General features: G+C 59.6%; 22 protein-coding genes. 15 read left to right on the top strand and 7 right to left on the bottom strand.

What is annotated here, in order from left to right; genetic code table 11:
* Positions 1–2: 2 nt before the first annotated feature.
* From D109_RS0109015 to D109_RS0109005, 3 genes are all read right to left on the bottom strand, one after another.
* A complete protein-coding gene (locus D109_RS0109015; RefSeq protein WP_003213925.1) occupies positions 3–923 on the bottom strand; it encodes an SPFH domain-containing protein in 921 nt (306 codons plus the stop codon).
* Positions 924–1010: 87 nt separating this feature from the next.
* Complete coding sequence (locus D109_RS0109010; RefSeq protein WP_017476599.1) at positions 1011–2687, bottom strand: GspE/PulE family protein; 1677 nt, start codon at positions 2685–2687, stop codon at positions 1011–1013.
* An 84-nt stretch (positions 2688–2771) separates the two neighbouring features.
* Complete coding sequence (locus D109_RS0109005; protein WP_017476598.1) at positions 2772–3110, bottom strand: hypothetical protein; 339 nt, start codon at positions 3108–3110, stop codon at positions 2772–2774.
* Between the two features lie 127 nt (positions 3111–3237).
* Between D109_RS0109005 and D109_RS0109000 the strand changes: the two genes are divergently transcribed.
* Complete coding sequence (locus tag D109_RS0109000) at positions 3238–3708, top strand: Lrp/AsnC family transcriptional regulator (protein ID WP_010167872.1); 471 nt, start codon at positions 3238–3240, stop codon at positions 3706–3708.
* A 136-nt stretch (positions 3709–3844) separates the two neighbouring features.
* On the opposite strand, the gene D109_RS0108995 is transcribed toward D109_RS0109000, so the two are convergent.
* On the bottom strand, positions 3845–5212 hold the full coding sequence (locus tag D109_RS0108995; RefSeq protein ID WP_003213918.1) for an inorganic triphosphatase: 1368 nt from the start codon (positions 5210–5212) through the stop codon (positions 3845–3847).
* A 158-nt stretch (positions 5213–5370) separates the two neighbouring features.
* Here D109_RS0108995 and argE point away from each other — a divergent pair, with 158 nt between their 5' ends.
* Both argE and argA read left to right on the top strand, forming a co-directional pair.
* The gene (gene argE, locus D109_RS0108990; RefSeq protein WP_026077852.1) at positions 5371–6519 is read left to right on the top strand and encodes an acetylornithine deacetylase; all 1149 of its coding nucleotides are present in this window, start codon (positions 5371–5373) and stop codon (positions 6517–6519) included.
* A 140-nt stretch (positions 6520–6659) separates the two neighbouring features.
* Entirely contained in the window at positions 6660–7958 is a 1299-nt protein-coding gene (argA, locus tag D109_RS0108985; protein WP_010167865.1) for an amino-acid N-acetyltransferase, read from the top strand.
* 51 nt (positions 7959–8009) lie between these two features.
* Here argA and D109_RS1000000134545 read toward each other — a convergent pair whose 3' ends face one another.
* The gene (locus D109_RS1000000134545; RefSeq protein ID WP_177325503.1) at positions 8010–8255 is read right to left on the bottom strand and encodes a hypothetical protein; all 246 of its coding nucleotides are present in this window, start codon (positions 8253–8255) and stop codon (positions 8010–8012) included.
* Positions 8256–8597: 342 nt separating this feature from the next.
* Between D109_RS1000000134545 and D109_RS0108980 the strand changes: the two genes are divergently transcribed.
* The 8 genes from D109_RS0108980 to D109_RS0108945 all read left to right on the top strand — a co-directional run bounded on the left by D109_RS0108980 (position 8598) and on the right by D109_RS0108945 (position 15857).
* A complete protein-coding gene (locus D109_RS0108980) occupies positions 8598–9941 on the top strand; it encodes an OprD family porin (RefSeq protein WP_017476596.1) in 1344 nt (447 codons plus the stop codon).
* Positions 9942–10214: 273 nt separating this feature from the next.
* Complete coding sequence (locus D109_RS0108975; protein WP_003195267.1) at positions 10215–10853, top strand: peroxiredoxin; 639 nt, start codon at positions 10215–10217, stop codon at positions 10851–10853.
* Positions 10854–11170: 317 nt separating this feature from the next.
* Entirely contained in the window at positions 11171–11764 is a 594-nt protein-coding gene (gene ssuE / locus D109_RS0108970; RefSeq protein ID WP_017476595.1) for an NADPH-dependent FMN reductase, read from the top strand.
* A 104-nt stretch (positions 11765–11868) separates the two neighbouring features.
* Positions 11869–12837: a sulfonate ABC transporter substrate-binding protein gene (locus tag D109_RS0108965; RefSeq protein WP_017476594.1), complete on the top strand. Its 969-nt coding sequence runs from the start codon at positions 11869–11871 to the stop codon at positions 12835–12837.
* Positions 12838–12862: 25 nt separating this feature from the next.
* Positions 12863–14011 carry an FMNH2-dependent alkanesulfonate monooxygenase gene (gene ssuD, locus D109_RS0108960; RefSeq protein ID WP_017476593.1) on the top strand — a complete coding sequence of 383 codons (1149 nt, stop codon included), beginning with the start codon at positions 12863–12865 and terminating at the stop codon, positions 14009–14011.
* Between the two features lie 9 nt (positions 14012–14020).
* Positions 14021–14809, top strand: a complete 789-nt coding sequence (ssuC, locus tag D109_RS0108955; RefSeq protein ID WP_010167854.1) for an aliphatic sulfonate ABC transporter permease SsuC — start codon at positions 14021–14023, stop codon at positions 14807–14809.
* Complete coding sequence (gene ssuB, locus D109_RS0108950; protein ID WP_017476591.1) at positions 14806–15612, top strand: aliphatic sulfonates ABC transporter ATP-binding protein; 807 nt, start codon at positions 14806–14808, stop codon at positions 15610–15612. The genes ssuC and ssuB overlap by 4 nt, the downstream gene beginning before the upstream one ends.
* 29 nt (positions 15613–15641) lie before the next feature.
* On the top strand, positions 15642–15857 hold the full coding sequence (locus tag D109_RS0108945) for a molybdopterin-binding protein (RefSeq protein WP_003213899.1): 216 nt from the start codon (positions 15642–15644) through the stop codon (positions 15855–15857).
* 151 nt (positions 15858–16008) lie between these two features.
* Here the strand turns inward: D109_RS0108945 and D109_RS0108940 are convergent, their stop codons facing one another.
* Positions 16009–16644 (bottom strand): TetR/AcrR family transcriptional regulator, encoded by a 636-nt coding sequence (locus D109_RS0108940; protein ID WP_017476590.1) that lies wholly within the window; start codon positions 16642–16644, stop codon positions 16009–16011.
* Between the two features lie 252 nt (positions 16645–16896).
* Positions 16897–18273 carry a glutamine synthetase family protein gene (locus D109_RS0108935; RefSeq protein ID WP_003213894.1) on the bottom strand — a complete coding sequence of 459 codons (1377 nt, stop codon included), beginning with the start codon at positions 18271–18273 and terminating at the stop codon, positions 16897–16899.
* A 278-nt stretch (positions 18274–18551) separates the two neighbouring features.
* Between D109_RS0108935 and D109_RS0108930 the strand changes: the two genes are divergently transcribed.
* From D109_RS0108930 to D109_RS0108915, 4 genes are all read left to right on the top strand, one after another.
* The gene (locus D109_RS0108930; RefSeq protein ID WP_017476588.1) at positions 18552–19331 is read left to right on the top strand and encodes a gamma-glutamyl-gamma-aminobutyrate hydrolase family protein; all 780 of its coding nucleotides are present in this window, start codon (positions 18552–18554) and stop codon (positions 19329–19331) included.
* Between the two features lie 39 nt (positions 19332–19370).
* Positions 19371–20729, top strand: coding sequence for a glutamine synthetase family protein (locus D109_RS0108925; protein ID WP_010167850.1), 1359 nt, complete (start codon positions 19371–19373; stop codon positions 20727–20729).
* A gap of 57 nt (positions 20730–20786) precedes the next feature.
* Positions 20787–22151 (top strand): aspartate aminotransferase family protein, encoded by a 1365-nt coding sequence (locus tag D109_RS0108920; RefSeq protein ID WP_017476587.1) that lies wholly within the window; start codon positions 20787–20789, stop codon positions 22149–22151.
* Positions 22152–22359: 208 nt separating this feature from the next.
* On the top strand, positions 22360–23454 hold the full coding sequence (locus D109_RS0108915) for a polyamine ABC transporter substrate-binding protein (protein ID WP_026077851.1): 1095 nt from the start codon (positions 22360–22362) through the stop codon (positions 23452–23454).
* The last annotated feature ends 87 nt before the right edge of the window (positions 23455–23541 follow it).

The following is a 23541-nucleotide window of genomic DNA, read 5'->3' as shown; positions in this document are numbered from 1 at the left end:
CCTCAGGCTTTCTTGTTGTCGAAGGTTGCCTTGACGATCTCGCCGATGCCACCGACGGCACCAATCACCTGGCTGGCTTCCAGCGGCATCAGGATCACCTTGCTGTTGTTGGCCGAAGCCAGCTTGCCCAGTGCGTCGATGTATTTCTGGGCGACAAAGTAGTTGATGGCTTGCACGTTACCGGTGGCGATCGCTTCCGATACCACTTGAGTGGCGCGGGCTTCAGCTTCGGCCTGACGTTCGCGGGCTTCGGATTCCAGGAAGGCGGCCTGACGACCACCTTCCGCTTCCAGGATCTGCGCCTGCTTCTTGCCTTCGGCAGTCAGGATTGCGGAGGCTCGCAGGCCTTCGGCTTCGAGGATCTGTGCACGCTTGATCCGCTCGGCCTTCATCTGGCCGGACATGGCGGCCATCAGGTCGGCAGGCGGGCTGATGTCCTTGATCTCGATCCGGGTGATCTTGATGCCCCACGGTGCGGTGGCTTCATCGACGGTGCGCAGCAGTTTTTCGTTGATGCCGTCACGCTGGCTGAGCATTGCATCCAGCTCCATGGAACCGAGCACGGTACGGATGTTGGTTTGCAGCAGGTTGCGGATGGCGTGTTCGAGGTTGTTCACCTCGTAGGCAGCCTGGGCGGTATTGACCACCTGGAAGAAGCATACGGCGTCGATCTGCACCGTGGCATTGTCGGCGGTGATGACTTCCTGGGGGGGAATATCCAGCACGCTTTCCATCACGTTGATCTTGCGACCGATGCGGTCCATGACCGGAATGATGATGTTCAGGCCCGGCTTGAGGGTGTTGGTATAACGGCCAAAGCGCTCGACCGTCCACTGGTAACCCTGGGGGACCACTTTGAAGCCCATGAAGAGGATGGCGACGGCCAAGCCTACGAAAAGAAGCAGTACGGTTCCGATCTGCATAACGATTCCCTGTCTGGTGTTGGCGGTAACGCGAGGTTTAACCGATTGTAACGGTGTTGTCAGGGATAAGGACGGTTTACCGGCCCATCAAATCAAAGGATTTGTTTCTGAATCCCCAGGCGTCACTCGCAGTACTTCTTCCAGGGTTGTCAGCCCTGCCATTACCTTGCGTGTACCGGCAGACCGCAAGCTGCACATTCCTTGGCCAAGGGCTGCGTGACGCAGGGCCTGAAGGTCGGTGCCCGGGGTGACCAGCGCCTTGAGGCGGTCGTTCATCAGCATGATCTCGTAGATCCCGGCTCGCCCTCGGTAACCACTTTCCCGACAGTCGCTGCAACCCACTGCCTGATAGAACTGCCCGCTGGGTCGCTTGCAGTGCGGGCATAACAGCCGCACCAGGCGCTGGGCCATCACCCCCAGCAATGTCGCATTGATCAGGTAATGGGGAATGCCCAGTTCCTGCAGGCGGCTGATGGCGCCGGGTGCGTCGTTGGTGTGGAGTGTCGACAGCACCAGGTGCCCGTTCAGGGCGGCCTGGATCGCCATTTCTGCGGTCTCCAGGTCGCGAATCTCGCCGATCATGATGATGTCCGGATCCTGGCGCATCAGGGCGCGGATGCCGCTGGCGAAGGTCAGGTCGATGTTGTGCTGGACCTGCATCTGGTTGAAGGCCGGCTCGACCATCTCGATCGGGTCTTCGACGGTGCACAGGTTGACCTCGCGGGTGGCCAGTTGCTTGAGCGTGGTGTACAGGGTGCTGGTCTTGCCCGAGCCCGTGGGGCCCGTGACCAGAATGATGCCGTTGGCCTGGCCGGTCATGGATTGCCAGCGGTGCAGGTCGTCGTCCGAGAGCCCCAATTGCTGGAAATCCTTGTGTAGCACCTGAGGGTCGAAAATGCGCATCACCAGTTTTTCACCGAAGGCCGTGGGCAAGGTCGAAAGGCGCAGTTCCACTTCGCCGCCCGCCGGGCTTTTGGTCTTCACCCGGCCGTCCTGGGGTTTGCGTTTTTCCGCCACGTTCATCCGGCCGAGACTTTTCAGGCGGCTGACCACCGCCATCATGACCTGGGATGGGAACTGATAAACGTCGTGCAATAGCCCATCAATACGGAAACGCACATGGCCCTGATCGCGTCCGGGTTCGATATGGATATCACTGGCCCGTTGGCCGAAGGCGTATTGCAGCAGCCAGTCGACGATGTTGACGATGTGCGCGTCGTTGGCGTCGGGCTCCTGGTCGCTGGCGCCGAGATTGAGCAGTTGCTCGATGTTGGGAGCGCCGGATGTTTTTTGATCAACCGCACCGCTGACCGATTTCGCCAGCCGGTAAAACTCTACGGTGCAGCGCTGGATATCCTGGGGGTTGGCCACCACCCGCCTGATGGAGCGCTTCAACACTTGAGCCAGGCCCGCTTCCCAACTGCTCACGTAAGGCTGGGCACTGGCGACGGTAACGCTGTGGGCGTCGACCGCAACCGCCAGGATCTTGTGGCGCTGGGCAAAGGCGTAGGACATCAGCGGCACCACCGCCGCGACATCGATTTTCAACGGGTCGATACGCAGGTAGGGCTGGCCGCAGTGACGGGCGAGCCATTCGGTCAGTATTTCCAGAGACGGGCCCGAGCTGGCAATGCATTCCAGGGGATGCAGCCCGCTGTTCGCCGGTACGGTCAGGTCGGCGGGCACCAGGCCCTGGTCGATCAGGGCAGGTAGCAGTTGATGGATTTCCAGCCAGCAATCCTGAGTATTTGGCGCAACGGACATGGTGACGTTCCCGGGCAACGATTAGGCGTAGTCCTCAGGCTAGTCACCCTTTGCGCGTTGGCCTCCAGGGTTTATTGCAGGCTTTTACTGACCGGCCGCCTGCACCGCCAGAGGCCGCGCAGCATCAGCCGGGCGCAGTTCCAGCGAGCACACGCTGATCAGGTTACGAAGTTTTTCTCCGATCACCTGGGCCCGGTGCCAGCTCAGGCCATCCATCACGACATCGATTGTCAGCAGGTCGTCTGCGCGCTGCACGTTCACCTGGCGAGGAACCAGGAATTGCAGGGCAAAATAGTTGAGCACCCGGCACAACACATCGGGTTCAGCCTCGGCGAGGATTTGATAGTGCGCTTGGCAGTGAGCGTTGCTGACGGCCCAGGCATCGACACGTGGGGCGGGGTTGGTGGATTCGACGACGTGCATGATGATTCTCCGGATTCGACTGGAGAAATTTTTACATTCGGGGCGGGAGATTTCTTATCTAAAAAAGCCCGTATTGGCTTATAAGAGAATCATCTGATTCCAGAAAGAACGATTAACGGGAATTCCTATGCACAGTGAGTTGGACGTGTACGACCGGCGCATCCTCGCGCTGTTGCAGGAAGACGCTTCGCTTTCCAGCGCGCAGATTGCCGAACAGGTCGGCCTGTCGCAATCGCCGTGCTGGCGCAGGATTCAGCGGCTGAAAGAGGAGGGTGTAATTCGCGGCCAGGTCACCCTGCTGGATCGCAAGAAGATCGGCCTCAATACGCAGATTTTCGCCGAGGTGAAACTCAACGCCCACGGCCGTTCCAACTTCACTGAGTTCACCGAGGCGATTCGCGGTTTTCCGGAAGTGTTGGAATGCTATGTGCTGATGGGGGCGGTGGACTTTTTACTGCGGATCGTCACGTCGGACATTGAAGCGTATGAGCGGTTTTTCTTCGAAAAACTCTCGATGGTGCCGGGGATTCAGGAGGTCAACTCGATAGTGGCCTTGTCGGAGATCAAGTCCACCACGAGTTTGCCGGTGTTGCGCTGATAGTTGCCATGGCCTGATTTTAGTGGCGAGGGAGCTTGCTCCCGCTGGACCGGGCTGGCGCTCCAGTGCGCAGCGCTTCCAGGATTAGGGGCCGCTACGCAGCCCAGCGGGAGCAAGCTCCCTCGCCACAAGGGGTTTACAGACGCAGCAGGGTCTTCCAGGCGCGATTCTGATAAACCGCAATCGCCTGATGCATCCGCGCATCCAGCGACTCATCGGTAATCGGCTGGTTGGCCAGGTGCGCCAGCTTGTTCAACTCGCCATACAGACGGTCCAGCTCGGCGATATCCAGCACCTGGCGTGCATGGTGCAGCCAGGCCAGGATGCGTTCGATACGCGGCAGTTGCTCGGCCAGGTCTTCCGGCTGTTGCTGGTAGCGCGGCAGTTGCAGGGCGACGGCGTCGTCGGCCAGCAGGCGCGGCAGCCAGTTGGCGAGCTGTGCCGCGCCCTGGCGATTGCCACGCACGTTGCGATCCGCCGCCCAGGTACGAGCCAGCAGCCAGCGGGAAGTGGTCAGCGAGAACAGGCCCCAGCGCACGTCTTCCAGTTCTTCGGCGAACTGTTCCGGCGCGGCTTTGCGGATGTCTTCATCGTCGTCACCGGCCTGAACCAGCGGACGCCAGTCCTCCAGCAAGGCGTCCAGCGCAGCGCGCAGTTCGCTGGTGGATTGGCGTGGCGCGGCCTGGCCGAGGCTGCCGAGCAGGGCACGCAGTTCGCCGAGGTTTTCCACCCAGTCCTGCAGCAGACGCCAGTGGCCATTGAAACGGTATTGCTCGGCCAGGCGCTGGCTGCTGCCCAACAGGTGCCACATCACGGCGGCAAACGCGTCGTCGAGCGGCATTTCGGCGTGCAGTACTGGTGCCGGCAGGCTCAGGGAATAGCTGTTGGCGTCGAACAGGCGATAGCCACGCTCGGCCTTGCTGATATCACATGGCATCAGTGCCAGGGTCGCGGCCAATTCAGCGGCCAGCTCCAGCAGGGCGGCCGGATCGCCTTCGCGCAGTTCCAGTTCCAGCTCGCAGATTTCTTCTTTTTGCTTGCCGGCGACCACGTGACCGAGGTCCAAGGCGGCTTCGATCACGACCTTGGCCTTGCCGCGGCCCCAGGCGATTTCAGCGCGTTCGCGAACGAAATCGGTGGTGAAGATCGGCTTGAGGGTCTTTTTGTCCAGCTCGGCCAGTTGCTCGGGCCAGCATTCGCCGTCGAGTTTCTTCACGTCGAGCTTGGCTTTGGCCAGGTCCCAGTTGTACTCATTGCGTTCCGACAAGCCGGCGACGCTCTGGCCACGGGTCTTGAGGGTCTGGATCACTTCGTCGCCGTCTTTGCGCAGGCGCAGGGCCACTTTGGCCTGGGCCAGGTCGCGTTCCGGGGTGTCGAAGTACTGGTTCATCAACTCACGGCGTTCCCAGCCACTTTTGTTGCGTTTTTTCAGTAACGGGTGCTCACGCAGCGCGGCGAGGGTTTCGCGGCTGACGCGGAGCTTGATTTCGGTTTCTTTCTGCATGGCCGGAAAATCCAGGATCGGGAGCGCAGCCGGGGAAATGTGTGGCTGCCAAGGTCGTGCAGTGTACAGGACTGAGCCCGGCAACGCGCCGCAACGGTTTATTGTGTCACTCAGATAGCTCTATGATGGGTTTCGTCCGGGAAGTTGAGAGACCGCGCATGCCTTTACCGTCCATGAAAGAACAATTCGCCGCGCTGATTGCCGCGCCTTCGGTCAGTTGTACCCAGGCCTCTCTCGACCAATCCAACCGCCCGGTTATCGATTTGCTCGCCACCTGGCTGGGGGACCTGGGATTTGCCTGCGACATCCAGCAGGTCAGCCCCGGCAAATTCAATCTGCTGGCCAGTTTCGGCAGCGGCCCTGGCGGCCTCGTGTTGGCGGGCCACAGTGACACCGTGCCCTACGACGGCGCGCTATGGCAGACCGATCCGCTGAAGCTGACGGAAGTCGACGGTCGCTGGGTAGGGCTGGGCAGCTGCGACATGAAGGGCTTTTTCGCCCTGGTGATCGAAGCCGTGCAGCCGCTGCTGGACCAGCCCTTCAAGCAACCGCTGCTGATTCTTGCCACCTGCGATGAAGAAAGCTCCATGGCCGGCGCCCGGGCGCTGGCCGAGGCGGGTCGTCCTTTAGGTCGCGCAGCGGTGATTGGCGAGCCGACCGGCCTCAAGCCCATCCGCCTGCACAAGGGCGTGATGATGGAGCGCATCGATATTCTTGGGCGCAGCGGCCATTCGTCGGATCCAAGTCTGGGCCACAGCGCCCTCGAAGCCATGCACGACGCCATCGGCGAGCTGCGTGGCCTGCGCCTGGCCTGGCAGCGTGAATACCGCAACCCACAATTCAGCGTGCCGCAACCGACCATGAACTTCGGCTGTATCCACGGTGGCGACAATCCCAATCGCATCTGCGGCCAGTGCTCCCTGGAATTCGACCTGCGGCCCTTGCCGGGCATGGATCCCCAGGTGTTGCGCGCGGCCATTCGGCAGAAGCTTGAGCCCTTGGCCGAGCGTCATCAGGTGAAGATCGACTATGCGCCGTTGTTCCCCGAAGTGCCGCCGTTCGAGCAGGCCGAGGACGCCGAGTTGGTGCGGGTAGCTGAACGACTTACCGGTCATCGCGCCGAAGCAGTGGCGTTTGGCACCGAAGCGCCTTATCTTCAGCGCCTTGGTTGCGAGACCCTGGTGCTCGGCCCTGGCGATATCGCCTGCGCCCACCAGCCCGGCGAGTACCTTGAAATGTCACGCTTGACGCCTACAGTGCGTCTATTGCGGGAACTGATTCAACATTACTGCCTGACATCTGCATAAATTAACCCCTGCCCATCCGTACATAGATAGAAGGAGAGTGAGCGTGTCGCCAAGCCTGTTCCGACGATAACCAACAGCCCGCTGTGCGTTTCCACGATTCATCCTTTATTTGGCTGCTTTTTATTACAGGCCCAGGTTTTATGCCCGAATACGTCAATTGGCTTCGTCACGCTTCGCCTTACATCAATGCCCACCGGGATTGCACCTTTGTCGTCATGCTGCCAGGCGACGGTGTGGAGCACCCGAACTTCGGCAATATCGTCCACGACCTGGTGCTGCTCCACAGCCTGGGCGTGCGGCTGGTGCTGGTCCACGGGTCGCGCCCACAAATTGAAACCCGCCTCGCCGCCCGCGGCCTGACCCCGGCTTACCACGAAGGCTTGCGCATCACCGATGCCGCGACCCTGGAGTGTGTGATCGACGCGGTCGGCCATCTGCGTATCGCCATTGAAGCGCGGTTGTCCATGGACATGGCGTCTTCGCCGATGCAGGGCTCGCGCCTGCGGGTGGCCAGCGGCAATCTGGTGACGGCGCGCCCGATCGGCGTGCTTGAAGGCGTCGACTATCACCACACCGGCGAAGTCCGCCGGGTCGACCGCAAGGGCATCAACCGCCTGCTGGACGAGCGCTCCATCGTGCTGCTGTCGCCGCTGGGCTATTCGCCCACCGGGGAAATCTTCAACCTCGCCTGCGAAGACGTCGCCACTCGCGCCGCCATTGACCTGGGCGCGGACAAGTTGCTGCTGTTTGGCGCCGACCTTGGTTTGATTGATGAACACGGACGGCTGGTGCGTGAGCTGCGGCCGCAACAGGTGCCCGCACACCTGCAACGCCTGGGCAGTAATTACCAGGCTGAGCTGCTGGACGCGGCGGCTGAAGCTTGCCGAGGCGGCGTAGGCCGCAGCCATATTGTCAGTTATGCCGAAGACGGTGCCTTGCTGACCGAACTGTTCACCCGGGATGGCGGCGGTACGCTGGTGGCCCAGGAGCAGTTCGAACTGGTGCGCGAAGCGGCGATTGAAGACGTCGGCGGTTTGCTGGACCTGATCAGCCCATTGGAAGAGCAGGGGATTCTGGTGCGTCGTTCCCGGGAAGTGCTGGAGCGGGAAATCGAGCAGTTCAGCGTGGTGGAGCGTGAAGGCATGATCATCGCCTGCGCGGCGCTGTATCAGATCGCCGACTCGGACGCAGGGGAGCTGGCGTGCCTGGCAGTGAACCCGGAGTACCGTCATGGCGGTCGCGGTGATGAACTGCTGGAACGCATCGAGACCCGTGCCCGGGCCCAGGGTTTGAAAACGTTGTTCGTGCTGACGACCCGCACTGCCCACTGGTTCCGCGAGCGTGGGTTTGTGCCGAGTACAGTGGATCGCCTGCCGTCGGCGCGGGCGTCGCTGTACAACTATCAGCGTAATTCGAAGATTTTCGAAAAGGCGTTGTAAGCCTAACCGGACGAGAGGGCAAACCTCTCGTCTGTCAGTTCTGCGTGTTTTTCAATCGCGACTATGCTGACGGGTCTTCGAGCCGGATTGTCGATGTGTCGATACGATCGACATTAAAGTGACATCATTTCTGCCGATACTCTGAAACATGCCGATACGGTAACTGTCATGATCGCCCGTTAGGGTGAGGTGGTTCGGTGAAATGACAAAAGAAAGTTTCATCGATACAAAAACTGTAACAAATTGACGAGACGATAGGCATTTGGCCATGATGGCGTCGCGTTTTTGATCGCGCATGACGTATGACCCGTATGGGCAATACAAAGCGATCTAAAAAAGCGTAGAGAAATACTCTTCAGGAATATCCCAATGGAGTTTTACCGCCTCGTCGGCTTGATGGCCCATGGACATTCTTATTCCTGAATCGTATGAAAAAGGATGAAACAATTCTTTTTGGGTGTATGAAAAACTCATTACCCTGCAAGGACCAAATCAACTGCGGTTAGACGAAGGTAGTAGACACACAAGGTTACGATTGACTTGTCAGTCACTATCTGGCGCTAATCGCGCATCTGTGGATCGAGGGCGTCAGACCCGAGACCTAAGAAATACAAAAATTAGAAATGAGAGGAGCGGTACATGAAGAAGTCGACATTGGCGTTGGCTGTGACCCTGGGTGCAATCGCCCAGCAAGCAGGCGCCGCAGGTTTCATCGAAGACAGCAAGGCAACACTGGGTCTGCGTAACTTCTACATCAACACGGATAACCGTGATGGTGCTCCAACAGCCAGCAGCCGCAGCAAAAACGCCGAATGGGGCCAAGGCTTCGACCTGCGTTTCATCTCGGGTTTCACCCAAGGCACTGTTCAGTTCGGTGTTGACGCTATTGGCCTGTACGGCATGCGTCTGGACTCCAGCCGCGCAAATCACGGTAACTACAGCGGCACCGCTTCGGGCGGCACTGTGTTCCCGAGCGACGGCAATAAGGCAGTCAGTGATTTCGCCAGCCTGGGTGTGACCGGCAAGGTCAAAATCTCCCAGACCGTGGCAAAATTGGGCACCCTGCAGCCAAACAACCCGGTGATCAAGACCAACGACGGTCGCCTGTTGCCTCAGACCTTCCAGGGCGGCGAGATCGTTTCTAACGAAATCAAAGACTTGACTCTGACTGCTGGCCAAATCGAGTCCGCCAAGGGCCGTAACTCCAGCAACAACGAAAACCTGTCGATTGCTGGCGCGAACAAAAGCTCCAACTATGACACCGGCAAATTCAGCAACAAGTTCTACTACGCCGGTGCTGACTACAAGATCACCAAGGATCTGACCGCTTCGTACTACTTTGGCGAGCTGAAAGACTTCTACTCCCAGAACTTCTTGGGTCTGGTACACAACTGGGCAATCGGCCCGGGCGTGCTGAAAAGCGACCTGCGTTACTACCGCAGCCGCGATAACGGCGCGAATGCCAATACCGCCGGCTACTACACCTCGGGTTACTACACCGACGGTGCCCGCCCTGCGACCAGCGGCAAGGTTGACAACGACCTGTACAGCTACCTGGCACTGTATTCGGTTAACGGCCACACCTTTGGTGGCGGTTACCAGTACACCAAGGGCGACAGTGACTTCCCTTGGCTGAACCAAGGTGACGGTTCGTCGAACAGCACCACCACCGACATGCAAATCCAGAAGTTTGCCCGTGCTGGCGAACGCACCTGGCAAGCTCGTTACGCGTATGACTTCGCCAAAGTCGGCCTGCCAGGCCTGACCGCTGGTGTTGTCTACCTCAAGGGCAGCAACATCCAGACGACCACTGGTGACAAAACCGAGTGGGAGCGCGACTTGACTCTGGCTTACGTTGTTCCAGAAGGCCCGCTGAAAAACCTCGGCGTTGCGTGGAAAAACGCAATGTGGCGTACCGATGTTGCGACTCGCGACCAGGACGAAAACCGCCTGATCGTCAGCTACTCGATCCCGCTGTTGTAAGAGCGTAAAACCTTGCCCGGCGCAACGCCGGGCAGGGTGCTTTACTTTTCAAGTCGGGCTCAACCCCCGCAAGCCCGTCCTGAATCCCTCTTTGTACAGCGTCTCAAGGCCTTCTCGAACCTTGAAGCCGATGTTGATCCTCGCCTGTCGCCAAGTCCAATGAACAGATTTTTAATATTCCTTTATCGTCTAGATAAATCGATATTTATTCTTTTTAAATAATTCGCGACGCAGGCACAGTGGGCTCCATAAGCACTCATCAGGAGCCACACCATGAGCCTCAGACTGGGCGACATCGCCCCCGACTTTGAACAGGATTCCAGCGCCGGCAAGATTCGCTTCCACGAGTGGCTGGGCGATAGCTGGGGCGTGCTGTTTTCCCACCCGGCGGATTTCACCCCGGTGTGCACCACCGAGCTGGGTTTCACCGCCAAGCTCAAAGATGAATTCGCCAAGCGTGGTGTCAAGGCCATTGCCCTGTCGGTGGACCCGGTGGACTCCCACCACAAGTGGATCGAAGACATCAACGAAACCCAGAACACCGTCGTCAACTTCCCGATCCTGGCCGACGCAGACCGCAAGGTCTCCGACCTGTATGACCTGATCCACCCGAATGCCAGTGACACCCTCACCGTGCGTTCGCTGTTCGTGATTGATCCGAACAAAAAGATTCGCCTGACCATCACCTACCCGGCCAGCACCGGGCGCAACTTCCACGAAATCCTGCGGGTGATCGACTCGCTGCAACTGACCGACAACCACAAAGTCGCGACCCCGGCCAACTGGCAGGACGGTGATGAGGTGGTGATCGTGCCGTCGCTCAAGGATGAGGAAGAGATCAAGAAACGCTTTCCGAAGGGTTACCGGGCGGTGAAGCCGTACCTGCGGCTCACCCCCCAACCGAATCGCTGACACAGAACCCAATGTGGGAGCGGGCTTGCTCGCGAATGCGCACTGTCAGTTGACGCATCTTTGAATGACACACCGCTTTCGCTAGCAAGCCGGCTCACACACTTGATCGCATTTCACGTCTCACAAAGCAGGGGTTTTAAGGCCGTTTCGACGGCCTTTTTTTACGCCTGCAATTTAGTCGGCAGCATATGCATTTAAAGAATAAACAAATGAAAAAATAAGATTTATAGATATATAAATTGGCTGATATGGTCTGTCCCATCTTGGCGCCATCGCCACATAGCGAACCGCCGACACTTTCCAAAGGAATTGCCTACATGCTGGTCGTAACACTAGGTGGTAGCCCCAGCCAACGTTCCCGGTCCGGGGTCTTGCTGGATCACACCCGCAACTGGTTGCAGCAACAAGGCGTGGAAGTAGTGAGTTATCAGATACGGGACTTCCCGGCCGAAGACTTGCTGCACGCGCGGTTCGACAGCCCGAAAATCATCGACCTGCTGCAGCAAGTGGCAAACGCCGATGGCCTGGTGATCGCCACGCCGGTGTACAAGGCTTCGTTTTCCGGTGCGTTGAAAACCATCCTCGACCTGCTGCCCGAACGCGCCCTGGCCCACAAAGTGGTATTGCCGATGGCCACCGGCGGCAGCATCGCCCACATGCTCGCGGTGGACTACGCCTTGAAGCCGGTGCTGTCGGCCCTGAAAGCCCAGGAATTGCTCCACGGGATTTTCGCCGAAGACAGCCAGATCGCTTATGGCGAAGGCAGTGCCCAGGCGCAACTGGTGCCGGTGCTGGAGCAACGTTTGAGCGAGGCTCTGGAAACCTTCTACAGCGCCATGGCCCGCCGCCCGAAACCCCTTGATCCCAATGTGTTGAATGAACGTTTGTTGAGTGCTCGCTGGAGCATTTAAGCCTCACCCAGCTTTACCTGGATTCAAGTACTACTCACCTTACTCAGCCGCCAACGGCCAAGCAGGTGCAGCCAACCCCCTAAACGTATTTTGGAGAGAGCGCCATGCGCACTGTCATCTTGCGTCGTGGTCTGGTCGCACTGTTTGCTGCGGCTGTGTCCTTCGGCGCCATTGTTCAAGCCCAGGCCGCCGAGACCCTGCGGATCGGCTATCAGAAGTACGGCACCCTGGTGCTGCTCAAGGCCAAGGGCTCGCTGGAAAAGCGCCTGGCCGAGCAGGGCGTGCAAGTGCAGTGGACGGAGTTTCCCGGCGGCCCGCAGCTGCTGGAAGGGTTGAACGTCGGTTCCATCGACTTCGGCGTGACGGGTGAAACGCCACCGGTGTTCGCCCAGGCCGCCGGTGCCGATCTGGTCTACGTCGCCTACGAACCACCTGCGCCGACCAGCGAAGCGATCCTCGTACCGAAAGATTCGCCGATCAAATCGGTGCAAGACCTCAAGGGCAAGAAAGTCGTCCTCAATAAAGGCTCCAACGTGCACTACCTGCTGGTGCGTGCCCTGGAAGATGCCGGCCTGAAATACACCGACGTGCAGACCGTATTCCTGCCGCCCGCCGATGCCCGCGCCGCGTTCGAGCGTGGCAGCGTCGATGCCTGGGTGATCTGGGACCCTTACCAGGCGGCGGCCGAAAAACAACTGCAAGCCCGCACCCTGCGTGACGGCACCGGCATCGCCGACAACCATCAATTCTACCTGGCCACCAAGCCCTACGCCGAAAAACACCCAGAAGTGATCAAGGCATTGGTGGAAGAAGTACGCGCCGTGGGCGAATGGTCCAAGGCCAACCCGGAGCAAGTCACCGAACAAGTCGCACCGCTGCTGGGCCTACCGGCCGACATCACCCTGACTTCGGTAAAACGCCAGGGCTACGGCGCGCTGTTCCTGACCCCGGAAGTGGTCGCCGCGCAGCAGAAAATCGCCGACAGCTTCTACCAACTCAAATTGATCCCCAAACCCTTGAGCATCAAGGACGTGATCTGGACGCCACCCGCCGCCGTTGCCAAAGCGCCGTAATCCGACTTCTTCAGGAGACAACTCCATGAGCCTCAATATTTTCTGGTTCCTGCCTACCCACGGCGACGGCCATTACCTTGGCACCGCCGAAGGCGCTCGCGCCGTTGATCACGGTTACTTGCAGCAAGTGGCCCAGGCGGCCGACCGCCTTGGCTTCGGCGGGGTGCTGATTCCTACCGGCCGCTCCTGCGAAGACTCGTGGCTGGTGGCCGCGTCGCTGATCCCGGTGACCCAACGCTTGAAATTCCTGGTCGCGCTGCGCCCCGGGATCATTTCCCCGACGGTCGCGGCGCGTCAGGCGGCAACCCTGGATCGTCTGTCCGGCGGCCGTGCGTTGTTCAACCTGGTGACCGGCGGTGATCCGGAAGAATTGGCCGGCGACGGCTTGTTCCTGAGCCATGAAGAGCGTTACCAGGCGTCGGTGGAGTTCACCCGCATCTGGCGCCGCGTGCTGGAAGGCGAAACCGTCGATTACGACGGCCAGCACATCAGCGTCAAAGGCGCCAAGTTGCTCTATCCGCCGATCCAGCAGCCGCGTCCGCCGCTGTATTTCGGGGGCTCCTCCGAAGCGGCCCAGGACCTGGCAGCCGAACAAGTGGAAATGGTCCTGACCTGGGGCGAGCCGCCGGCTGCGGTGGCGGAAAAGATCGCCCAGGTTCGCGCCAAGGCCGCCAAGCTCGGGCGTACCGTGCGCTTCGGCATTCGCCTGCATGTGATCGTGCGTGAAACCAACGCCGAAGCCTGGCAGGCCGCCGACAAACTGATCTCCCACGTGGACGATGAAACCATCGCCCGCGCCCAGGCCTCGTTGTCGCGTTTTGATTCCGTAGGCCAGCAACGCATGGCCGCCTTGCACGGCGGTAGTCGCGACAACCTGGAAGTCAGCCCCAACCTGTGGGCCGGTGTAGGCCTGGTACGTGGCGGAGCCGGCACTGCCTTGGTGGGTGATGGCCCCACCGTGGCCGCACGGGTGAAGGAATACGCTGACCTGGGCATCGACACCTTTATCTTCTCCGGTTATCCACACCTGGAAGAGTCGTATCGCGTGGCCGAGCTGCTGTTCCCGCACCTGGACATCGAGCGTCCCGAGCTGCCGAAAGGCGCCGGCTACGTCAGCCCGTTCGGCGAAATGGTCGCCAACGATATTCTTCCCAAAGCTGCGTCCCAGAGCTGAGGCGCCGCCATGAACCTTGAAAAGTTAAGTCATCGATTGGCGCCTTGGGCGCTGCCGATCCTGTTGCTGGCGGTGTGGCAGTTGTCCGTGTCGGCGGGTTGGTTGTCGACACGTATTCTGCCAGCGCCCAGCGCGGTGATCGAAGCGGGTATCAGCCTGGTGCGCAGTGGTGAAATCTGGACCCACCTGGCTATCAGTGGCTGGCGTGCAGGCCTGGGTTTTGTGATCGGCGGCAGTATCGGCCTGGCCCTGGGCTTTATCACCGGTCTGTCGACCTGGGGTGAGCGTCTACTGGACAGCTCGGTGCAGATGATTCGCAACGTGCCGCACCTGGCGCTGATCCCGCTGGTGATCCTGTGGTTCGGCATTGACGAGACCGCGAAGATATTCCTGGTCGCCCTCGGCACGCTGTTCCCGATCTACCTCAACACTTACCACGGCATCCGCAACGTCGACCCGGCGCTGGTGGAAATGGCCCGCAGTTATGGCCTGTCCGGTTTCAGCCTGTTTCGCCAAGTGATCTTGCCGGGCGCCTTGCCTTCGATTCTGGTGGGCGTGCGCTTCGCGCTGGGCTTTATGTGGCTGACGTTGATCGTCGCGGAAACCATCTCCGCCAGTTCCGGTATCGGCTACCTGGCGATGAACGCCCGGGAATTCCTGCAGACCGACGTGGTGGTGCTGGCGATCGTGCTCTACGCGGTCCTCGGCAAGCTGGCAGATCTGGCGGCGCGTGGCCTGGAACGTGTCTGGCTGCGCTGGCACCCGGCTTATCAAGTGAATAAAGGAGGTGCGGCATGACCGCTCAACAACCTCCACGCCTGCTACGGGGCATTCCCCTGGCAGTGCGCAAGTTGCGCAAGGCTTTCGGCGCGCGGGAAGTGCTGAAGGACATCGACCTGCATATTCCTGCCGGTCAATTCGTGGCGGTCGTGGGCCGCAGTGGCTGCGGCAAAAGTACCTTGCTGCGCCTGCTCGCCGGCCTGGACAAAGCCAGCGGCGGAGAATTGCTCGCCGGCTCCGCGCCGCTGAGCGAGGCGATTGAAGACACGCGGTTGATGTTCCAGGAAGCGCGCCTGCTGCCGTGGAAAAAGATCATCGACAACGTAGGCCTGGGCCTCAAGGGCAACTGGCGCCCACAGGCGTTGGAAGCGCTGGAAGCGGTCGGCCTGGCCGAGCGCGCCAATGAGTGGCCGGCGGCGTTGTCTGGTGGCCAGAAGCAACGCGTGGCCCTGGCCCGCGCCTTGATCCACCAGCCACGCCTGTTGCTGCTGGACGAACCGCTGGGGGCCCTGGATGCCCTGACCCGGATCGAGATGCAGCAACTGATCGAGAACCTCTGGCAGAAGCACGGCTTCACCGTGTTGCTGGTGACCCACGACGTCAGCGAAGCCGTGGCCATTGCCGACCGGGTGATCCTGATCGAAGACGGCGAAATCGGCCTCGACCTGCACGTGGAACTCCCACGCCCGCGGGTGCGTGGCTCCCACCGCCTGGCGGCGCTGGAAACCGAAGTGCTTAACCGTGTGTTGTCGCTGCCCGGCACCCCGCCGGAACCCGAACCTGTTTCACCGCTGCCTACGCAATTGCGTTGGGCTCAATAACTCACTTGTCTTACACAGGAAGAACGACCATGACTATTAAAGCCATCAACGTGCGTAACCAGTTCAAAGGCACCATCAAGGAAATCGTCGAAGGCGACGTGCTGTCGGAAATCGACGTGCAGACCGCGTCCGGCATCGTCACTTCCGTGATCACCACCCGCTCGGTGAAAGAGCTGGAACTGGTGATCGGCAGTGAAGTGATTGCCTTCGTGAAGTCCACCGAGGTGTCGATCGCCAAGCTGTGATCGTTCCCACGCTCTGCGATCGTTCCCACGCTCTGCGTGGGAATGCATCCCGTGACGCTCCGCGTCACCCATGCGCAGGGCTCAAGTCTTGTGCTGGCTGGCGGGACGCGGAGCGTCCCATGAGCCATTCCCACGCAGAGCGTGGGAATGATCATGTGGGTGCGCGCTTGGGCAAGAACGCCGGCAGATAAAGCCCCACATACGCATCAAACACCCGCATGCCTTCCTCGGCCATGCGCGGGGTGATTTGCCCGTGCTGATGCACCGAGCGCGCGTAGACGCGGTCGCTCAGTTCCAGGGCCAGGGCAAACACGTCGACATCGGCGGGCAGGCTCGGCACCTCAAAGTGCCGGTTGAACACCTCATGCATCAGGTTTCCCAACTCCAGATCGTGCTGGCGGTCGGCCTGTGTCACTTCGGTCAACCCGTGCTGGGCCAGGATCAATTGCCGGGCGGCGGCGTCGTTGCTGTAGATGGTGAGCATGCGCTGCTCAATCACGTAGGACAGGTCGCGCCAATGCTTGAGTGACGGGTGATCGATCGGTGCCTGAATGGCCGCGCGAAAGGCAGCATGGACATCAGCGGTCAGCGCCTCCAGCAACGCAGGCACGCTGGCGAAGAAGTGATACACCGATGACGGCGGAATCTGTGCCCGCTCGGCCACGCTGTAGATCGACAGGCTGGCCACGCCTTCGGCGGCCAGCAAGGTGCGGGCGGCGTCGAGGATCGCGTCGATCCGGGCCTGGCTGCGGGCGCGGGGTTTGCGAGGGGTGGCAGGGCGATTCATTGAAGTCTCCTACAGGGCAGCGGGCATTGTACGCAGAGCCACTGGATGATCCATACCTTGTGGCGAGGGAGCTTGCTCCCGCTGGACTGCGCAGCAGGCCCAAGACCTGCGCCTCGGTTCTGCCTGAAAGAACCCGGTGTTCTTATTGGGGCCGCTTCGCAGTCCAGCGGGAGCAAGCTCCCTCGCCACAACAGGCATAAAAAAACGCCGCAAGCCAAAAGCCTGCGGCGTTCTTTTTAACCCGGCAACCGCTTACACGGTGTGCAGGTACCAGTTGTACTCAAGGTCGGAGATGGAGTGTTCAAACTCTTCCAGCTCACTTTCCTTACAGGCGACGAAGATATCGATGTATTTAGGATCGATGTACTTGGCCATCACCTCGCTGTCGTCCAACTCGCGCAGGGCATCACGCAGGTTGTTCGGCAGGCTCTGTTCGTTCTGCTCGTAGCTGTTGCCTTCCACCGGTGCGCCAGGCTCGATCTTGTTGGTCAGGCCGTGATGCACGCCCGCCAGGACCGAAGCCATCAGCAGGTAAGGGTTGGCGTCGGCGCCGGCCACACGGTGTTCGATACGTACGGCGTCGGACGAGCCGGTCGGTACGCGAATCGCCACGGTGCGGTTATCCAGGCCCCAGCACGGCGAGTTCGGCACGTAGAACTGTGCGCCGAAACGACGGTAGGAGTTGACGTTAGGGCACAGGAACGCCATTTGGGCGGGTAGGGTCTCCAGCACACCGCCGATCGCGTGACGCAATGCGGCGTTCTGCTCGGGATCCTCGCTGGCAAAGATGTTCTTGCCGTCCTTGTCCAGGATCGAAATGTGTACGTGTAAGCCGTTGCCTGCCTGGCCCGGGTAAGGCTTGGCCATGAAGGTGGTATCCATCTCATGGTCGTAGGCGATGTTCTTGATCAAGCGCTTGAGCAGTACCGCGTAGTCGCAGGCCTTTATAGGGTCGGCAACGTGGTGCAGGTTCACTTCGAACTGCGCCGGGGCACTTTCCTTGACGATGGCGTCGGCAGGGATGCCTTGCTCTTTTGCACCTTCCAGAATGTCCTGGAGGCAGTCGACGTATTCGTCGAGGTCGTCGATCAGGTAGACCTGTGTCGAATGCGGGCGTTTGCCGGAGATCGGCGAGCGGGGCGGTTGTGGCCGGCCATTCACGTTCTCCTGGTCAATCAGGTAGAACTCCAGCTCGAATGCGGCGCAGATGGTCAGACCGAGGTCGTCAAATTTGCTTACAACTTGGCGGAGTACTTCGCGAGGATCGGCGAAGAAAGGTTCACCTTCGAGTTCGTGCATGGTCATCAGCAGTTGCGCGGTTGGGCGCTTTTGCCAGGGTTCATTGCACAGGGTGTCGGGGATTGGATAACAGATTCGGTCAGCATCACCGATGTCCAGACCCAGGCCGGTGCTTTCCACCGTTGAGCCATTGATATCCAGGGCAAATAGAGAGGCAGGCAGGTTAATGCCCTTCTCGTAAACCTTGTGGAGGCTGGTGCGTTCGATGCGCTTGCCGCGCACCACACCATTCATATCCGCAATTAGAAGGTCTACGTACAGAACCTCAGGATGATCCTTAAGGAACGCGTTCGCTTCGTTAAGCTGAACGGCACGCGGGGGTACCGACATGATGCAACACCTTTGTTGTTAAAAATATCAATCATTGATCTCTTCGGGTTTCAGTCAACCCGAACGGCATGCCGAAGTCAAGCGAGGCCTTTTTTGCCCTAAAAAAGCGCCTTGAGGGCTTTTTTGGGGCTTTTTGGGGCGATTTTTTGGGATCGGTGCTCTTGGAACCAGCACGTTTGAGCGGGCCGTGTTGTATTTTTTACGGGGGTGTTGTGTAAAAAAATGAACAAGGCTAAGCTCGATTCAAACCCATAACAGCAATAATACCGGGGTGCTTCATGTCTCGCCTGCCGTTAATCGGCGTCACCGCCTGCTCCAAACAGGTCGGTCTGCATGCTTATCACATCAGTGGCGACAAATACGTCCGTGCAGTGGCCACCGCTGCCAAGGGCTTGCCGTTGATTATTCCGTCCCTGGCGGATCTGCTCGACCCGGCCAATATTCTTGACGGCCTGGACGGCATTCTTTTTACCGGCTCACCTTCCAATATCGAACCCTTTCACTACGATGGTCCGGCCAGCGCGCCCGGGACTGCTCATGATTCTGCACGGGACCAAACCACCTTGCCGCTGCTGCGTGCCGCGATTGCGGCAGGCGTTCCGGTGCTGGGGATTTGCCGTGGCTTCCAGGAAATGAACGTGGCGTTTGGCGGCAGCCTGCACCAGAAGGTTCACGAAGTGCCGGGCATGATGGATCACCGCGAAGACGACACCCAGCCGCTGGATATCCAGTATGGCCCGGCACATCCGGTAACCATCTCCCCGAATGGGGTATTGGCAAGCCTGGGCTTGCCGTCGACGATCCAGGTCAACTCGATTCATTCACAGGGCATCGATCGCCTGGCGCCGGGTTTTCAGGTCGAGGCCACCGCGCCGGACGGCCTGATCGAAGGCTTTTCGGTCCCCGCGGGCAAGGCTTTTGCTTTAGGAGTGCAATGGCACCCCGAATGGCAGGTAAGCTCTAACCCGCACTACCTCGCAATCTTCCAGGCATTTGGCAATGCCTGTCGAAAGCGGGTGATGCAACGCGACGCGGATGCTGCGTCAACTTACGCCTGACCTTTAATGGATGTCAGGAAACACAGCCCAGAGGCATTTATGAGTAACAACCTCGACCAGCTCACCGATTGGTTGAAAGACCACAAGATCACAGAAGTCGAATGCATGATTGGCGACCTCACCGGCATCACCCGGGGCAAGATCTCGCCGACCAACAAGTTCATCGCCGAAAAAGGCATGCGCCTGCCCGAAAGCGTTCTGTTGCAGACCGTGACCGGCGACTATGTCGAAGACGACATCTATTACGAATTGCTCGACCCGGCCGATATCGACATGATCTGCCGCCCGGACGAGAACGCGGTGTACCTCGTGCCCTGGGCCATAGAGCCTACGGCCCAGGTGATCCACGACACCTACGACAAGCAAGGCAACCCGATCGAACTGTCGCCGCGCAACGTGCTCAAGAAAGTCCTCAAGCTCTACGCCGATAAAGGCTGGCAGCCCATCGTGGCGCCGGAGATGGAGTTCTACCTGACCAAGCGCTGCGAAGACCCGGACTTCCCGCTGCAACCGCCGATTGGCCGTTCCGGTCGCCCGGAGACTGGCCGCCAGTCCTTCTCTATAGAAGCGGCCAACGAATTCGACCCTTTGTTCGAAGACGTCTACGACTGGTGCGAGCTGCAGGAGCTGGACCTCGATACGCTGATCCACGAAGACGGCACGGCGCAGATGGAAATCAACTTCCGTCACGGCGACGCCCTGTCCCTGGCCGACCAGATCCTGGTGTTCAAGCGCACCATGCGCGAGGCGGCGCTCAAGCACAACGTGGCGGCCACCTTTATGGCCAAGCCCATGACCGGCGAGCCCGGCAGCGCGATGCACCTGCACCAGAGCATCATCGACATCGCCACCGGCAAGAACGTGTTCTCCAACGAAGACGGGACCAAGAGCGAGCTGTTCCTGCACCACATCGGCGGCCTGCAGAAATTCATCCCCGAGCTGTTGCCGCTGTTCGCGCCTAACGTCAACTCGTTCCGCCGCTTCCTGCCCGACACCTCGGCGCCGGTCAACGTGGAGTGGGGCGAAGAAAACCGCACCGTAGGCCTGCGGGTACCGGACGCCGGGCCACAAAACCGTCGGGTGGAAAACCGCCTGCCGGGTGCCGACGCCAACCCGTACCTGGCGATTGCCGCCAGCTTGCTGTGCGGCTACATCGGCATGGTCGAAGGCATCAGCCCAAGCGCGCCAGTGGTGGGCCGTGGTTACGAGCGCCGCAACCTGCGCCTGCCGCTGACCATCGAAGACGCCCTGGAACGTATGGAAAACAGCAAGACCATCGAGAAATACCTGGGTCACAAATTCATCACAGGCTACGTCGCGGTCAAGCGGGCCGAGCATGAAAACTTCAAGCGCGTGATCAGTTCGTGGGAGCGGGAATTCCTGCTCTTTGCCGTCTGATGCGCCGGGCGCGCCCTTCAAACGGCGCGCCCTCACCTGAAACACTAGGAGATTGGTATGTCCAGCAACAACCCGCAAACCCGTGAATGGCAAGCCTTGAGCAGTGATCACCACCTGGCGCCGTTCAGCGACTTCAAGCAATTGAAAGAGAAAGGCCCACGGATCATCACCAAAGCCCACGGCGTTTACCTGTGGGACAGCGAAGGCAACAAGATTCTCGACGGCATGGCCGGCCTGTGGTGCGTGGCGATCGGTTACGGTCGCGATGAACTGGCTGATGCGGCCGCCAAGCAAATGAAAGAGCTGCCTTACTACAACCTGTTCTTCCAGACTGCCCACCCGCCGGTGCTGGAACTGGCCAAAGCCATCTCCGATATCGCCCCGCAAGGCATGAACCATGTGTTTTTCACCGGTTCCGGCTCCGAAGGCAACGACACCATGCTGCGTATGGTCCGCCACTACTGGGCGATCAAAGGCCAGCCGAACAAGAAGACCATCATCAGCCGCAAGAATGGCTACCACGGCTCAACCGTGGCCGGCGCCAGCCTTGGCGGCATGACCTATATGCATGAACAGGGCGACTTGCCGATCCCGGGCATCGTCCACATCGCCCAGCCGTACTGGTTCGGCGAAGGCGGCGACATGAGCCCGGAAGAGTTCGGCGTGTGGGCCGCGAATCAGTTGGAAGAGAAGATTCTGGAACTGGGCGTGGACAACGTCGGCGCCTTTATTGCCGAGCCGATCCAGGGTGCCGGTGGCGTGATCGTGCCGCCCGACAGCTACTGGCCGCGCATCAAGGAAATCCTCGCCAAGTACGACATCCTGTTCGTGGCCGATGAAGTGATCTGCGGCTTTGGCCGTACCGGTGAGTGGTTCGGTAGCGATTTCTATGACCTCAAGCCCGACATGATGACCATCGCCAAGGGCCTGACCTCCGGCTACATACCGATGGGTGGCCTGATCGTGCGCGACGAAGTGGTCGCAGTACTGAACGAAGGCGGTGATTTCAACCACGGCTTCACCTATTCCGGTCACCCTGTGGCGGCAGCGGTAGCCCTGGAAAACATCCGCATCATGCGCGATGAACAAATTGTTAAGCGCGTGCACGACGAAACGGCACCCTATTTGCAAAAGCGTTTGAGGGAACTGGCTGATCACCCGTTGGTGGGTGAAGTTCGCGGTGTGGGCATGCTCGGTGCGATCGAGTTGGTTCAGGACAAGGCAACGCGCAAGCGTTATGAAGGCCGTGGTGTTGGCATGATCTGCCGCACGTTCTGCTTCGAGAATGGCCTGATCATGCGCGCCGTGGGCGACACCATGATCATTTCGCCGCCGCTGGTGATCAGCAAGGCCGAGATAGACGAGTTGGTGACCAAGGCGCGGCACTGCCTGGACCTGACTTTGGCGGCATTGCAGGGCTAAATGCTAGGCTCAGAACGCAGCGCCTGTTGGGCGCTGCTTCTGGGGTGTTAGAAAAGCGGGGCATTGGTTGAAAGCCGGCCCCTGAACTTGCCAGACTGTCGCCCTGTTTTGTTGCCCCTTAGACGGGCTGCGAAACACGTTGTACTTAAAGAACGAACGTGGCCCAAAAAAGAAAAAATTGGAGCATGACCGAATGAAGGCATTAGGTTTGAAGAACGCTGGCAAGACCCTCCTGGCCTTGTCCCTGATGGGGGCCATGGCAGGCGCGGCGCACGCCGACGATAAAGTGCTGCACGTTTATAACTGGTCCGACTACATCGCACCGGACACCATCGCGAACTTTGAAAAAGAGTCCGGGATCAAGGTGGTCTATGACGTGTTCGACTCCAACGAAACCCTGGAAGCCAAGTTGCTGGCAGGCAAGTCCGGCTACGACATCGTCGTACCGTCGAACAACTTCCTCGCTAAGCAGATCAAGGCCGGTGTTTACCAGGAACTGGACAAGTCCAAGCTGTCGAACTACGACAACCTGAACAAATCCCTGCTTAAAGCCGTGTCCATCAGTGACCCGGGCAACAAGCACGCCTTCCCGTACATGTGGGGCTCGATCGGCATCGGCTACAACCCGGAGAAGGTCAAGGCTGCACTGGGCATCGACAAGATCGACTCGTGGGACACCATCCTCAAGCCGGAAAACCTCGCCAAGCTGAAAGGCTGCGGTGTGAGCTTCCTCGATTCGCCAACCGAAATGCTGCCAGTGGCACTGCATTACCTGGGCCTGCCGACCGACACCCAGAAGAAAGAAGACCTCAAGCAAGCCGAGGCCTTGTTCCTCAAACTGCGTCCTTCGATTGGCTACTTCCACTCGTCCAAGTACATCTCCGACCTGGCCAACGGCAACATCTGCGTAGCCGTGGGTTATTCGGGTGACGTGCAACAGGCCAAGTCCCGCGCGGCTGAAGCCGGTGGCAAGGTCAAGGTTGCCTACGACATTCCGAAAGAAGGCGCCGGCAGCTTCTATGACATGGTCGCCATCCCTAAAGACGCCGAAAACGTCGACGCCGCCTACAAGTTCATGAACTACCTGCTCAAGCCGGAAGTCATGGCGGGCATTACCAACAGCGTACGTTTCCCGAACGGTAACGAGAAAGCTACTGCATTGGTCGACAAAGACATCACCAGCGACCCAGGCATTTATCCGCCAGCGGACGTGCAAGCCAAGCTGTATGCCATTGCTGACTTGCCGGCTGCTACCCAGCGGGAAATGACCCGCAGCTGGACCAAGATCAAATCGGGCAAATAATCCGCTTTGATACCGGTTTCGCTAACTGCCGCGATGCGCGCGGTGGTTAGCGAAACAATTAAATGACAGAAAGTTTTGCCGGATCGG

Origin of the sequence: Pseudomonas sp. PAMC 26793 (assembly GCF_000313235.1) — a bacterium.
GTDB lineage: Bacteria > Pseudomonadota > Gammaproteobacteria > Pseudomonadales > Pseudomonadaceae > Aquipseudomonas > Aquipseudomonas yamanorum.
Note: the sequence above shows the minus strand (reverse complement) of the source record. Positions and strands in the feature narration are given on the sequence as shown.

What these genes read in the sequence shown, in the direction of transcription:
- D109_RS0108930 (WP_017476588.1), top strand. Translation starts at nt 18,552, where the DNA reads ATGTCTCGCCTGCCGTTAATCGGCGTCACCGCCTGCTCCAAACAGGTC.
- D109_RS0108925 (WP_010167850.1), top strand. Translation starts at nt 19,371, where the DNA reads ATGAGTAACAACCTCGACCAGCTCACCGATTGGTTGAAAGACCACAAG.
- D109_RS0108965 (WP_017476594.1), top strand. Translation starts at nt 11,869, where the DNA reads ATGCGCACTGTCATCTTGCGTCGTGGTCTGGTCGCACTGTTTGCTGCG.
- ssuB (WP_017476591.1), top strand. Translation starts at nt 14,806, where the DNA reads ATGACCGCTCAACAACCTCCACGCCTGCTACGGGGCATTCCCCTGGCA.
- ssuD (WP_017476593.1), top strand. Translation starts at nt 12,863, where the DNA reads ATGAGCCTCAATATTTTCTGGTTCCTGCCTACCCACGGCGACGGCCAT.
- D109_RS0108980 (WP_017476596.1), top strand. Translation starts at nt 8,598, where the DNA reads ATGAAGAAGTCGACATTGGCGTTGGCTGTGACCCTGGGTGCAATCGCC.
- D109_RS0109005 (WP_017476598.1), bottom strand. Translation starts at nt 3,110, where the DNA reads ATGCACGTCGTCGAATCCACCAACCCCGCCCCACGTGTCGATGCCTGG.
- D109_RS0108940 (WP_017476590.1), bottom strand. Translation starts at nt 16,644, where the DNA reads ATGAATCGCCCTGCCACCCCTCGCAAACCCCGCGCCCGCAGCCAGGCC.
- D109_RS0109000 (WP_010167872.1), top strand. Translation starts at nt 3,238, where the DNA reads ATGCACAGTGAGTTGGACGTGTACGACCGGCGCATCCTCGCGCTGTTG.
- D109_RS1000000134545 (WP_177325503.1), bottom strand. Translation starts at nt 8,255, where the DNA reads ATGCGCGATCAAAAACGCGACGCCATCATGGCCAAATGCCTATCGTCT.
- D109_RS0108945 (WP_003213899.1), top strand. Translation starts at nt 15,642, where the DNA reads ATGACTATTAAAGCCATCAACGTGCGTAACCAGTTCAAAGGCACCATC.
- D109_RS0108995 (WP_003213918.1), bottom strand. Translation starts at nt 5,212, where the DNA reads ATGCAGAAAGAAACCGAAATCAAGCTCCGCGTCAGCCGCGAAACCCTC.
- D109_RS0109010 (WP_017476599.1), bottom strand. Translation starts at nt 2,687, where the DNA reads ATGTCCGTTGCGCCAAATACTCAGGATTGCTGGCTGGAAATCCATCAA.
- D109_RS0108975 (WP_003195267.1), top strand. Translation starts at nt 10,215, where the DNA reads ATGAGCCTCAGACTGGGCGACATCGCCCCCGACTTTGAACAGGATTCC.
- D109_RS0108920 (WP_017476587.1), top strand. Translation starts at nt 20,787, where the DNA reads ATGTCCAGCAACAACCCGCAAACCCGTGAATGGCAAGCCTTGAGCAGT.
- ssuC (WP_010167854.1), top strand. Translation starts at nt 14,021, where the DNA reads ATGAACCTTGAAAAGTTAAGTCATCGATTGGCGCCTTGGGCGCTGCCG.
- argA (WP_010167865.1), top strand. Translation starts at nt 6,660, where the DNA reads ATGCCCGAATACGTCAATTGGCTTCGTCACGCTTCGCCTTACATCAAT.
- D109_RS0108935 (WP_003213894.1), bottom strand. Translation starts at nt 18,273, where the DNA reads ATGTCGGTACCCCCGCGTGCCGTTCAGCTTAACGAAGCGAACGCGTTC.
- ssuE (WP_017476595.1), top strand. Translation starts at nt 11,171, where the DNA reads ATGCTGGTCGTAACACTAGGTGGTAGCCCCAGCCAACGTTCCCGGTCC.
- D109_RS0109015 (WP_003213925.1), bottom strand. Translation starts at nt 923, where the DNA reads ATGCAGATCGGAACCGTACTGCTTCTTTTCGTAGGCTTGGCCGTCGCC.
- argE (WP_026077852.1), top strand. Translation starts at nt 5,371, where the DNA reads ATGCCTTTACCGTCCATGAAAGAACAATTCGCCGCGCTGATTGCCGCG.